The organism is Pseudomonas sp. GW821-FHT01D09 (genome assembly GCF_059422465.1).
Map to the genome: position 1 here is coordinate 13581 of NZ_JBWKWY010000016.1, position 12866 is coordinate 26446.

10 protein-coding genes are annotated in these 12866 nt (G+C 61.5%); 6 read left to right on the forward strand and 4 right to left on the reverse strand.

Annotated elements, in window-relative coordinates; translation table 11 throughout:
- Nucleotide 1 precedes the first annotated feature (1 nt).
- From AC07W7_RS15625 to AC07W7_RS15645, 5 genes are all read left to right on the forward strand, one after another.
- Complete coding sequence (locus tag AC07W7_RS15625; RefSeq protein WP_099167619.1) at nt 2–1366, forward strand: DUF1329 domain-containing protein; 1365 nt, start codon at nt 2–4, stop codon at nt 1364–1366.
- 274 nt (nt 1367–1640) lie between these two features.
- Complete coding sequence (locus AC07W7_RS15630; RefSeq protein ID WP_495039643.1) at nt 1641–4379, forward strand: winged helix-turn-helix domain-containing protein; 2739 nt, start codon at nt 1641–1643, stop codon at nt 4377–4379.
- A 72-nt stretch (nt 4380–4451) separates the two neighbouring features.
- Nucleotides 4452–6641 (forward strand): OsmC domain/YcaO domain-containing protein, encoded by a 2190-nt coding sequence (locus tag AC07W7_RS15635; RefSeq protein ID WP_495039644.1) that lies wholly within the window; start codon nt 4452–4454, stop codon nt 6639–6641.
- Between the two features lie 12 nt (nt 6642–6653).
- The gene (locus AC07W7_RS15640) at nt 6654–7298 is read left to right on the forward strand and encodes an MBL fold metallo-hydrolase (RefSeq protein ID WP_076963513.1); all 645 of its coding nucleotides are present in this window, start codon (nt 6654–6656) and stop codon (nt 7296–7298) included.
- A 166-nt stretch (nt 7299–7464) separates the two neighbouring features.
- A complete protein-coding gene (locus tag AC07W7_RS15645; protein WP_076963512.1) occupies nt 7465–8226 on the forward strand; it encodes a YiaD family glycine zipper/OmpA-like lipoprotein in 762 nt (253 codons plus the stop codon).
- 69 nt (nt 8227–8295) lie between these two features.
- Here AC07W7_RS15645 and AC07W7_RS15650 read toward each other — a convergent pair whose 3' ends face one another.
- The 4 genes from AC07W7_RS15650 to AC07W7_RS15665 all read right to left on the reverse strand — a co-directional run bounded on the left by AC07W7_RS15650 (nt 8296) and on the right by AC07W7_RS15665 (nt 11754).
- Nucleotides 8296–8877, reverse strand: coding sequence for a BON domain-containing protein (locus tag AC07W7_RS15650; protein WP_076963511.1), 582 nt, complete (start codon nt 8875–8877; stop codon nt 8296–8298).
- Complete coding sequence (locus AC07W7_RS15655; protein WP_003171862.1) at nt 8874–9467, reverse strand: phosphoheptose isomerase; 594 nt, start codon at nt 9465–9467, stop codon at nt 8874–8876. The genes AC07W7_RS15650 and AC07W7_RS15655 overlap by 4 nt, the downstream gene beginning before the upstream one ends.
- Nucleotides 9468–9571: 104 nt before the next feature.
- Complete coding sequence (locus AC07W7_RS15660) at nt 9572–9943, reverse strand: YraN family protein (protein ID WP_076963510.1); 372 nt, start codon at nt 9941–9943, stop codon at nt 9572–9574.
- A complete protein-coding gene (locus AC07W7_RS15665; protein WP_169866228.1) occupies nt 9943–11754 on the reverse strand; it encodes a penicillin-binding protein activator in 1812 nt (603 codons plus the stop codon). The genes AC07W7_RS15660 and AC07W7_RS15665 overlap by 1 nt, the downstream gene beginning before the upstream one ends.
- Before the next feature lie 219 nt (nt 11755–11973).
- On the opposite strand from AC07W7_RS15665, the gene rsmI reads away from it, so the two are divergent.
- Complete coding sequence (gene rsmI / locus AC07W7_RS15670) at nt 11974–12846, forward strand: 16S rRNA (cytidine(1402)-2'-O)-methyltransferase (protein ID WP_076963508.1); 873 nt, start codon at nt 11974–11976, stop codon at nt 12844–12846.
- Nucleotides 12847–12866 lie beyond the last annotated feature (20 nt).

Below are 12866 nucleotides of genomic sequence, written 5' to 3' on the forward strand. Positions count from 1 at the left end.
CATGAAAATAACCAAAAGTCTGTTGCACGTGGGTGTGCTGGGACTGTCGATCATGGCCAGTAGCGTCATGGCGGCCGTCTCGGCGGATGAAGCCGCCAAGCTGGGCACCACGTTGACCCCGATGGGCGCGGAAATGGCCGGCAACGCCGCCGGCACCATCCCGGCCTGGAAGGCGATGCCCACCAACGCCGGCGCCGTGGATGCCAAGGGCTTCCTGGCCAACCCGTATGCCAGCGAGCAACCGCAGTTCACCATCACCGCGCAGAACGTCGAGCAGTACAAAGACAAGCTGGCACCGGGGCAGTACGCGATGTTCAAGCGCTACCCCGAAACCTTCAAGATGCCGGTGTACGCCACCCATCGCGGCGCCACCGTGCCGGCAGAAGTGTTCGCCTCCATCAAAAAGAACGCCACCAGCACCAACCTGGTAGGCGGTGGTAACGGCCTGGAAAACTTCGAGACCGCGATTCCGTTCCCGATCCCGAAAAGCGGGGTCGAGGTGATCTGGAACCACATCACCCGCTATCGCGGCGGCAGCGTGACGCGCCTGGTGACCCAGGCCACGCCGCAGGCCAACGGTTCGTACAGCCTGGTGTACTTCCAGGACCAGTTCGTGTTCCGCGACAAGATGAAGGACTTCGACCCGAAAAACCCGGGTAACATCCTGTTCTACTTCAAGCAGAAAGTGACGGCCCCGGCGCGCCTGGCCGGTGGTGTGTTGCTGGTACACGAAACCCTCGACCAGGTGAAGGAACCACGCGCCGCGTGGGTCTATAACGCCGGCCAGCGCCGTGTGCGCCGTGCGCCGCAAGTGTCCTACGACGGGCCGGGTACTGCCGCCGATGGCCTGCGCACTTCCGACAACCTCGACATGTACAACGGCGCCCCGGATCGCTACGACTGGAAGCTGGAAGGCAAGAAGGAAATCTACATCGCCTCCAACAGCTACAAGCTCGACGATCCGAAGCTCAAGTACGCCGATATCATCAAGGCCGGCCACATCAACCAGGACCTGGCGCGCTATGAACTGCGCCGCGTGTGGCACGTGGTCGCGACCTTGAAGGAAGGCCAGCGCCATATCTACGCCAAGCGTGACTTCTACATCGACGAAGATACCTGGCAGGCCGCCGTGATCGACCATTACGACGGTCGTGGCCAACTGTGGCGCGTGGCCGAAGCCCATGGCGAGAACTACTACGACAAGCAAGTGCCGTGGTACGCCCTCGAAACCCTCTACGACCTGCAGTCCGGCCGCTACCTGGCCCTGGGCATGAAGAACGAAGAGAAGCAAGCCTATGACTTCGGCTTCACCGCCACCACCAACGACTTCACCCCGGCGGCCCTGCGTCAGGATGGTGTTCGCTAACTGGCGGTAAGCAAGTCCGGGCTTGGAGAGGACTTGTGTGGGAGCGGGCTTGCCCGCGATGGCTGTGGGTCAGTTAATGCAACTCAGACTGAAACACCGCCATCGCGAGCAAGCCCGCTCCCACATTTGTTTTGGGGCAGTCGGAAAATAGTTGGTTATTTCTTGTTGTAGTCTTTTTCAGACAAATGTTGCAAAGATCTACAAAGCGGCAGCTTTTAACGCTAGTCTGCGGACATCTGCAATGCCGACCACAGCCTATTACAAGAGCCCGGCGATGACTGATCTGTCCCCAATCCAAGGGCCTGCCAGTGCGGTAATCCCCACGCTGGAAGGGCGCTTCTACCGACCCCCGCTGCCCGATGGCTATGTGCTGCGCCCACGTTTGTGCGAGCGTTTGAGCGCGGGCCTGGACGGGCGTCTATTGCTGGTCAGCGCCCCGGCCGGGTTTGGCAAGAGCTCGTTGGCGGTGGAGTTCTGCCAAAGCTTGCCGGCTCACTGGCAAAGCCTGTGGCTGGGCCTCAGTTCGCGGGACAGTGATCCGGGGCGCTTCCTTGAGCGCCTGCTGGAAGGTTTACAGCAGTATTTCCCGCAGGTCGGCGCCCAAGCCCTGGGTTTGTTGAAAATGCGCCAGCGCCATCAGCCGTTTGCCTTTGAAGAATGGCTCGATGGCTTGCTCGACGAATTGACCGTCCACCTGTCCACACGCACCCCGTTATTGTTGGTACTGGATGACTACCATCTGGCCCAGGGCCCGGTGCTGGATCGTTGCCTGCAGTTTTTCCTCAACCATTTACCCGATGGCCTGTTGGTGCTGGTCACCAGCCGCCAGCGCCCCGACTGGCATTTGGCGCGCTTGCGCTTGTCCCGGCATTTGCTGGAGCTGCATGAACAGGACCTGCGCCTGACCAACGACGAATCCCTGGCCTTGCTCGACCGCCATAGCAGCTCGCTGCGCGGTGAGGCCCTGGACAACCTGATCCGCCGTAGCGAAGGTTGGGTGGCCGGCTTGCGCTTCTGGTTGCTGGCTGCCTCTGAAGCCGGTAGCGAGGCCGACCTGCCCCAGGGCCTGCATGGCGGGGAAGGGTTGATCCGTGACTATCTGCTGGAAGAGGTGATCGATTGCCTGCCGCCGGAAGTCCAGGGGTTCCTCTACGACACCGCCTCCCAGGAGCGCTTTTGCAGCGAGCTGTGCGATGCGGTGCGCGAGGCCCATGACAGCGCGGAAATCCTGCGTTACCTGCAAGCCCACCAGGTATTCCTGGTGCCGTTGGACGAGCAGGGCCATTGGTATCGCTATCACCACCTGTTTTCCGACTTGCTGCGCACCCGCCGCTCACCGAATGCGATCTTGCCGGCCGCCAGCCTGCATTTGCGCGCCTGTCGCTGGTTCAATGCCCAGGGCTTGCTCGATGAAGCCGTGGAGCAGGCCCTGCGCGCGGGGCACCTGGATGTGGCGGCGAACCTGGTGCAGAACCTGTCCGAAGAACAGCTGCTGGCCGAGCAGAATGTCGGCATGCTCCTGCGCTGGAAGATGGACTTGCCCGACAGCCTGTTGATCAGCACGCCGCGCTTGATCGTGCTCTATAGCTGGGCGCTGGGGCTGGCCTGCCAACTGGATGCGGCGCAAGAGTTGTCCAGCCATCTCAGCCGCTTCCTGCCGGCACCGTCGGCCACGGCGCAGAAGTCGATGCTGGCCCAGTGGCTGGCCCTCAGCGGTATCATCGCCCGGGGGCGCGGCAATCGCGAGCTGACCCAGCTGTATTGCACAGAAGCCCTGGAAAGCCTGCCGCACAAGCGTTACGGCCAGCGCTTGATGTGCCTGTCGACCCTGTCGAACCTGGCCATCGTCGACGCCGACCTGTGGCGTGCGCGGGGCTTGAACCGCGAATCCCTGGAACTGGCGCAACGCGTCGGCAACCCGTTGTTCGAGGCCCTGGCCCATTACGACCGGGCGCGGGTGCTGCAGGCCCGTGGGGAAATCCTGCGCTCCCTGGACGAGGTGCGCGAGGGCCTGCAACGCTTGCAGGGCCTGGCGTCCCAGCGCCTGTATGCGGTGCGTGCCCGCCTGTCATTGTATGAAGGCTTCCTGCTGCTGATGCGTTGCCAGCCGGAGACCGGCCTGCTGCGCCTGCGCACAGGGTTGGCCGAAGCCCGCGCCTGCCGGGATATCAGTGTGTTGATCGGCCACTGTGTCATCGCCAACCTTGAGGGGCGCCGTGGCGATTTCCCCAAGGCCTTTGCCGAGCTGGCCGAAGCCGAGCGGTTGATGCATATCTGGGACGTGCCGCCGATCTACTACCTGGCCATGATCACCCTGATCAAATGCGAGCTGTGGCTGGCCCAGGGCCGTACCGACCTGGCCGATGCCTGGCTGGCGCGCCTGGGGCAGACCTATAACGGCGAGCAGGCCGCCGCCGCCCCGGAGTTTCATCCACACCTGCCGCAACATATCGAGCTGCAACAGGCGGCCCTGGATGCCATTCGCGGCCAATCCGACAGCGCCATGGGTCGTCTCGATAGGCTGGCGCGGCAAGCCGAAGGCAAAGGCCAGCAGATGATTGCGGTGATGGCCCTGAACCAGCACGTGCTGTTGTTACTGGACGACGGCCAGGCAGCGTCCGCCCGGCCGGTTTTTGCCCGCGCCCTGCAAATGGCCAGCGGCGGCGCCTTGCAACCCTTCCAGCGCCTGTTGGAACGTTATCCCGACTGGCTGCGCGAGCAACTGGGCCAGGCGCCGAATGACAGGTTGCGACAAAGCCTGTGGGCCCTGCTGCCGGCGGTTGCCCCGCGTGAACCGGCCGAAACCACCCATACCGGCGAAACCCTGAGCACCCGGGAACTGGCGGTATTGCAGTTGATCGCCCAGGGCTGTTCCAACCAGGAGATCAGCAACCAACTGTTTATCTCGTTGCACACCGTCAAGACCCACGCCAGTCATATCAACAGCAAACTGGGGGTCGAGCGCCGTACCCAGGCGGTCGCACGGGCGCAGGAGATGGGGTTGTTGGGGTAAGGGGGAGACTTGCGCCGCAAAAGCCGGATAATGGCGGCCAATTCGTTTGCTCCGCTATTCTGGTAATCCCGCATGGAAATCAAGGTCAATTTTCTCGACAACCTCCGGCTCGAAGCCAAGTTCGATGACTTCACCGTGGTGGCCGACCAGCCGATTCGCTACAAGGGCGATGGCTCGGCCCCCGGTCCGTTCGACTACTTCCTGGCTTCGTCGGCGTTGTGTGCGGCTTACTTTGTGAAGTTGTATTGCAGCACGCGCAATATCCCCACGGACAATATCCGCCTGTCGCAGAACAATATTGTCGACCCGGAAAACCGCTACAACCAGATCTTCAAGATTCAAGTCGAGTTGCCTGCCGATATTTCCGATAAGGATCGCCAGGGCATCCTGCGCTCCATCGACCGCTGCACGGTCAAGAAAGTGGTACAGGCCGGGCCTGAGTTTGTCATCGAAGAGGTAGAAAACCTCGACGCCGACGCCCAGGCGTTGCTAATGCCGGCTGCGGCTTCAGACGCGGGCACCTATATCGCGGGCAAGGACCTGCCGCTGGAGCAGACCATCGCCAACATGTCGGCCATTCTCGCGGGCCTGGGCATGAAGATTGAAATCGCCTCGTGGCGCAATATCGTGCCCAATGTCTGGTCGCTGCATATCCGCGATGCCCATTCGCCGATGTGCTTTACCAACGGCAAGGGCGCGACCAAGGAAGGCGCGCTGGCCTCGGCCCTGGGCGAATTTATCGAGCGCCTGAACTGCAATTTCTTCTACAACGACCAGTTCTGGGGCGAAGACATCGCCAATGCGGCGTTTGTGCATTACCCGGACGAGCGCTGGTTCAAGCCGGGCCGCAAAGATGCACTGCCGGTGGAAATCCTCGACGAGTACTGCCTGAAAATCTACAACCGCGATGGCGAATTGCGTGGCTCACACCTGATCGACACCAACTCCGGCAATGAAGAGCGTGGCATCGTCTCGCTGCCGTTTGTGCGCCAGTCGGATGGCGAGGTGGTGTATTTCCCCTCCAACCTGATCGAAAACCTGTACCTGAGCAACGGCATGAGTGCCGGCAATACCCTGGCTGAAGCCCAGGTGCAGTGCCTGTCGGAGATCTTCGAGCGCGCGGTGAAACGCGAAATCATCGAAGGCGAATTCGCCTTGCCGGATGTACCGGCCGACGTACTGGCCAAATACCCAGGCATCCTTGCCGGTATCCAGGCCCTGGAAGAGCAGGGCTTCCCGGTGTTGGTCAAGGATGCATCCCTGGGCGGCGAGTTCCCGGTGATGTGCGTGACCCTGATGAACCCGCGCACCGGGGGCGTGTTTGCCTCGTTCGGTGCCCACCCAAGCCTGGAAGTGGCGCTGGAGCGCAGCTTGACCGAGTTGCTCCAGGGCCGCAGTTTTGAAGGCCTGAATGACTTGCCGCAGCCGACCTTTGAAGGTCATGCGGTGACCGAGCCGAATAACTTTGTCGAACACTTCATCGACTCCAGCGGCGTGGTGTCGTGGCGCTTCTTCAGTGCCAAGTCCGATTACGCGTTCGTGGAGTGGGATTTCTCCGGCCAGGGCGAAGACTCCAACGCCGAAGAGGCCGCGACCCTGTTCGGCATTCTCGAAGGCATGGGCAAGCAGGTCTACATGGCGGTGTACGAGCATATCGGCGCCAAGGCCTGCCGGATCCTGGTGCCGGACTATTCGGAAATCTATCCGGTGGACGACCTGATCTGGGATAACACCAACAAGGCGTTGTTCTTCCGCGCCGATATCCTGAACCTGCACAGCCTGGATGAAGACGGCCTGCAAGCGCTGGTCGAGCGCCTGGTGGAAAGCGAGCTGGATGACTACACCGATATCACCACCCTGATCGGCATCGAGTTCGACGACAACACCGCCTGGGGCCAGCTGACGATCCTGGAGCTGAAGCTGCTGATCTATCTGGCCTTGCAGCAGTTTGAAGAGGCGAAAGAGGCGGTGGAGATGTTCCTGCAATACAACGACAACACCGTCGAACGCGGGCTGTTCTACCAGGCGGTGAATGCGGTGCTGGAGATGCAGTTGGACGAGGACCTGGAACTGGAAGACTACGAGGCCAATTTCCGTCGGATGTTTGGCAACGAGCGCATGGATGCCGCCATTGGTTCGGTGGAGGGCAGCGTGCGCTTTTATGGCCTGACCCCAACCAGCATGAAACTCGAAGGCCTGGACCGGCACCTGCGGTTGATCGACAGCTACAAAAAACTGCACGCCGCACGCGCCAACAGCTAGAAGGGATTCCTTATGCAAATCGCAACCCCTGGACTGATCCGCGAAACTTTTCCCGTCGGCCCGTTGCAGTGCAACTGCACGATCATCGGTGATCCAATCAGCAAGAAGGCTATCGTGGTCGATCCGGGTGGCAACCATGAGCTGATCCTGGCGCGGCTCGACGCGCTGGGCCTGAAGGTGGTGAGCATCATCCACACCCATGCGCACCTCGATCATTTCCTGGCCTCTGGCCAATTAAAAGAGAAGACCGGCGCCACACTGCACCTGCACAAGGACGATCAATTCCTGTGGGATAACCTGGAAATGCAGTGCCAGATGTTCGGTGTGCCCTACACCCCGGTGCCGTCGCCGGATCGCTGGTTGGCCGATGATGAAGAGTTGGCCTGTGGCTGCGGCGTGGCTTTGCACACGCCCGGGCATACACCGGGCTCCATGAGTTTCTGGTTTGCCGATGCCAAGCTGCTGATCGCCGGGGATACCTTGTTCCGGCGCGGGGTAGGGCGTACGGATTTGTGGGGCGGCGACCAGGCGACCATCGTGCGCTCGATCCAGCAGCGCCTGTATACCCTGGACGAAGACGCGACCGTGGTGACAGGGCACGGCCCGGATACGCGCCTGGGGGATGAAATGCGCGAAAATCCGTTTGTCAGGGCCTGATCTGGCGAGGCTCTGCTAGGGTTTAGGTAAGTGTGCCGGCCTCCATCTTTTGTTACAGGGCAGGGGCCGGTCACGGAATTTTTGCCGTTTGTCGTGTTCCAAACTCGGCACAGGTCCATTGCCAATGTCCTCTGCATCACAGAATGCAAAAGTAGGAGCTTCCTTCATGTTCACTTCGCGTCGTCTGCTTGTTGTTGCCACTGCGGTAGCCCTGTTGTCGGGCTGTGCTTCCCCTAACCCTTACGATGGCAGCCAGGGACAGGCAGGCAGCGGTTCACAAGGTATGAGCAAAACCGCCAAGTACGGCGGCCTCGGCGCGCTGGCTGGCGCGTTGGCGGGGGCCGCCATTGACCACGATAACCGTGGCAAGGGGGCGCTGATCGGCGCCGCCGTGGCCGGTATCGGTGCTGCGGGTTATGGCTATTACGCTGACCAGCAGGAAAAGAAACTGCGTGAAAGCATGGCCAATACCGGCGTCGAGGTGCAGCGCCAGGGTGACCAGATCAAGCTGATCATGCCGGGTAACATCACGTTTGCGACCAACTCCGATGCGATCGCCAGCAGCTTCTACACCCCCTTGAACAACCTGGCGGGGTCGCTCAAGCAGTTCAACCAGAACACCATCCAGATTGTGGGTTATACCGACAGCACCGGTAGCCGCCAGCTCAACATGGACCTGTCCCAGCGGCGTGCGCAAAGCGTGGCCAACTACCTGACGTCCCAAGGTGTGAGCCCGACCAACCTGACCACCCGTGGAGCCGGCCCGGATAACCCGATTGCCAGCAACGCCGACGTCAACGGTCGTGCGCAGAACCGCCGCGTGGAGGTCAACCTCGGTCCGATCCCGGGCCAACAGTATGGCCAGCCTGCGCAGCAACAGCAGCAGAACAACCAGTTCCAGGGCAATCCGTACCAGCAGTACCAGTAACCGCCAGCTACAAAAAAAGGGCGCCGTGCAGTCAATGCACGGCGCCCTTTTTTGTGGCTGGTGATTACATCAGTCGATGTACTCGAACAGCTTCACGATTTTCTGTACCCCGGACACACCCTGTACCAGGTTGGTCGCACGGGTGGCTTCCTGTTGGGTCAACAGGCCCATCAGGTAGACGATGCCGTTATCAGTCACGACCTTGATCCGCGAGCCGGGAATTGCGCTGTCGGTGAGCATCTGTGCCTTGATCTTGGTGGTCAGCACGGCGTCATTGCTGATTGCCAGCAGGGTGATGGGCTGCGCGACCTGCAATTCGTTGTGGACTTTCTTGACCCGTTGCACAGTCGAAGCGGCTTGTTCGGCCTGGGTCTTGAGCTCGGCGCGCGGGGTTTGCCCGGCAAGCAGCACGATGCCGTTGAAACTGGTCACGACGATACGCGATGCGCCGTTGCCCAGGTCGGGGGCGGCCTTGGCCACGTTGACGCCGACCTTGGTCTCGATCAGCGAGTCATCGATCTTGCTACCAAAGGTACGTGTGCCGCGGTCGTCCTGGATCGGTGTGTCGCGGGTCGCAGTGATGGCCGAGGTGCAGCCGCTGATAGCGAGGCACAGCGTGATGGCCAAAAGGCTGAGGCGGTTAACGGTCATTCTTCACTCCCGAACAGTTGGCTGTCGATCAGATCGCACAGGCAGTGGATCGTCAGCAGATGGACTTCCTGAATACGTGCGGTGACATTGGCCGGGACGCGGATCTCCACGTCTTCGGGCAGCAGCAGCGAGGCCATGCCGCCACCGTCGCGCCCGGTCAAGGCTACGACAATCATTTCGCGATCATGTGCGGCCTGGATCGCTTGAATAATGTTCGCCGAGTTGCCGCTGGTGGAAATCGCCAGCAGCACATCACCCGGTTGGCCCAGGGCACGGATTTGTTTGGAAAAGATTTCGTTGTAGCTGTAGTCGTTGGCGATCGAGGTGATCGTCGACGAATCGGTGGTCAAGGCGATAGCCGGCAGGCTCGGCCGCTCGCGCTCAAAGCGGTTGAGCAGCTCGGAGGAAAAGTGCTGGGCATCGCCGGCCGAGCCGCCGTTGCCGCACGAAAGCATTTTGCCTTCGTTGAGCAGGGCGTTGACCATGACCTGGCTGGCTTGCTCGATGTGCGGTGCAAGTACGTCCATCGCCTGTTGCTTGGTATCGATACTGGCCTGGAAAAGCTGGCGAATTCGGGATTGCATGTCCATCTGTGTGACCTTAAGTAGCGCGGCTGTATGGCACACGAATGTGCAGCCCGCAAAGCAAAGAGCAAAAGTGTGCGGTGAAGATGTCCGACCTGCCCAGGTGGTGCTCAGCCGTCGAAGGCATTGCGCAGCCAGTGCAGATCAGCGGTTCCGTGGGGCGTGCTTTGTATGGCAACCACATCGAAACGGCAGGGTGCGTCAGCCCAGCGCTGTTCACTGAGCAGGAAAAACTGCGCGGCGAGTATCAGCTTTTGGCGTTTACGCGCGTCGATACTGGCGAGCGCACCACCCCATTGTGCGTATTTTCTGTAGCGGACTTCGACAAATACTACTGTATCGCCGTCAAGCATGACCAGATCAAGCTCGCCGCGTTTACATAACCAGTTCTGCGCCAGTAGGCGCAGACCCTGTTGCTGCAAGTGTTCAAGTGCTTGTTGTTCGGCATCCTTGCCGCTTTGTGCGCTGGAGCGTGGGGGCATCAGCGCGGGGTATCGGGCAGGCGTTCGATCTGGCCGCTGACAAACTTGGCCCACGGCATCTGGCGTTCGATCCGCTGGCTTGGGCTCATGCCCAGGTTGCCGGAAAGGCCATCGATACGGGTATCGGGCAGCGCCTTGAGTTGACCCAGGCGTGGTGCCAGGCGGTAGGCGTCTACGCCCATCGCATAGAGGCGGCCCAGGCTGCCATTGGCTTGTGGCCATTGTGCGGTGACCTGGTTGCGCAGCGGGTCGGTGGTGTTGAGCAGCCACGGCGTTTCACAGAACATAATGCCGTTCATGTCGTTGTACTGGTTTTTGTCGCCACTGGCACTGAACACGTGGGACGTGGCATACACCGGCACATCGCCTGCGTACTGGAAATTCAGCGTCGGCTTGATCTGCTGGGCCTGTTGCGGCGTCACGGCGAGGAAGATGAACTCGATATCCTGGCGACGCGAGGGCTGTGCCGCGACATCCGCGCCAACTGTGCTTTGCAGGCTCTTGGCGCGACCTTCGCTCTGGCGCAGCTTGAACAGATCGGCGATCTGCTGGGCCAGGGCCACAGGCTGGTCGACATATTCGACGCCGATCAGGGTGCCGCCGTTGGCTTCCCAGTCCTGGCGGAAGGCCTTGAGCACGCGCTCGCCCCATTCGCCTTTGGGCACCATGGCAGCGGCGCGGTGCAGGCCGTCAGCGCGGGCGCGACGCGATACTTCGCGGGCTTCGTCTTCGGCCGCCAGGCCGAACTGGAACAGTTGCGCCGGGGCTTGGTCGCCCTCGCTGTAGTTCAGCGCCAGGGTGGTGATGGGCAATTGCGGGCGGGCGCTGAGTTGCTTGACCAGCGGCTTTTCCAGCGGGCCGATCACCAGTTGCACGCCGTCAGCCTGGGCCTTCTTGTAGAACTCATCGAGGGAGCTGACGCGTGAGCTGTCATAGATCTCGATGACCGGTGGCTTCTGCCCGGCCTGTTGCGCCTGGTAGTGCGCGGCCATGAAGCCTTCGCGCAGGGCCTTGGCCACGCTGGCCAGCGGGCCTTGTTGCGGCAACAGCAGGGCGATTTTATTCAGGGGCTGGCTGGCCAGCTCCTTGAGCCTGGTCAGCGGCGTCGGCAGTTGCACCGCCGCCGGGTGTGCAGGGTTCTGCGCACGCCAGGTATCAATGGCAGCTTGCTGCTGCTCCAGGGTGCCGGCGTTCTTGATGGCCTGGGCCAGGGTGATCCAGCCGTCGAGCACCGGGTTGCCGCTGGCCTGCAGCTGCTCGCCAGGCACGGCGGCAATCAGGCTCCAGATGGCTTCGTGGTTGCTCGCGGCGGCATCGCCGGTGAGCAACGGGGCCATGGCCACGCGTTCGCGGGCGGCGGCCAGGGTCTGGCCGTCGGCTTCATAGGCGCGGGCATGCACGGTGCCGGTGCGGATCTGCTGCTCCGGCGGCAATTCCTTGAGGTTTTGCAGGCTTGGGTGGCTCAGCGCCGCCAACGCTGCCTTGGGCTGGTTGCGGCCCATGGCCAGTTCTGCCGTGAGGGTGCTGGCAAAGATCTGGGCGGCTGGCTTGAGGCTGTCCAGTGGCACTTGCGCGAGGATCTGCGCGGAGCGTGCTGGATTGTTCTGCTGGAAAGCCATGTCTGCCGCGCTCAGGCGCAGCAGTGCAGCATGTTCCGGGGTCTTGGCCGAAGTTGCCTGTTCGAGCAACTGCTCGATGGTGGCATCCGGGGTCCGTGGGAGTTCGCCAAGGCTGGAGGAGGGCGAGCTGGCGCAAGCCGCCAACAGGGCAGCAAGGCAGAGGGCAGAGAACAGCCGCAGGCAAGCGATCATGTAAGTGTTCCTGATACCGATCAAATTAGCGTGGAATTGTACCCAAGCACTGGCCGGGGCGCGATGTTACTGGCGTGAAACCGTCTATTTAGATCGTTTAAATGTTGCAGGGTGTCAGTAACCACCGCAAACAGACCGTCTGGACGCGACCCCGTTGGCGCATTTTCTTGACGTCTACGCGCTACAATATGGCTTTTGCCAATCATCGAGGTGTGCGCTTTGACTGCTCCAGGTCCTTTGAATTCCACTGCTGGCTCGCTTTTTGTGGTGGCGACGCCCATTGGCAACCTGGACGACATCAGCGCGCGGGCGCTGAAAGTGTTGCGCGAAGCCAAGTTGATTGCGGCGGAAGACACCCGGCACTCGCTGCGCCTGATGCAGCACTTCGGTATCGCCACGCCCTTGGCTGCCTGCCATGAGCACAATGAGCGTGACGAGGGCAGCCGCTTTATTACCCGCCTGCTCGCAGGCGATGACGTGGCGTTGATTTCCGATGCCGGTACGCCGTTGATCTCCGATCCGGGCTACCACCTGGTCCGCCAGGCACGTGCCGCGGGTATCAATGTAGTCCCGGTTCCCGGGGCGTGCGCGTTGATTGCGGCCTTGTCGGCGGCGGGCTTGCCGTCCGACCGCTTTATCTTCGAGGGTTTCCTGCCGGCCAAGGCCGTGGGGCGCCGGGCGCGCCTGGAACTGTTGAAGGAAGAGCCGCGCACCCTGATCTTCTATGAAGCGCCGCACCGTATCCTCGAATGCCTGCAGGACATGGAGCTGGTCTTTGGTGGTGAGCGCCTGGCCTTGCTGGCGCGGGAGCTGACCAAGACCTTTGAAACCCTCAAGGGCCTGCCGCTGCAAGAGCTGCGGGCGTTTGTCGAGGGTGACAGCAATCAGCAGCGCGGTGAGTGCGTAGTGCTGGTTGCGGGCTGGACGGCGCCGGAAAGTGAAGATGCCGTGGGCAGCGAAGCAATGCGCGTGCTGGACCTGCTACTCAAGGAAATGCCACTCAAGCGCGCCGCGGCCCTGGCCGCAGAAATCACCGGGGTGCGCAAGAACGTGTTGTATCAGGCCGCGCTTGATAAGCAAAAGAGCGAATAGTTCCAGGGTTTAACGCGCAC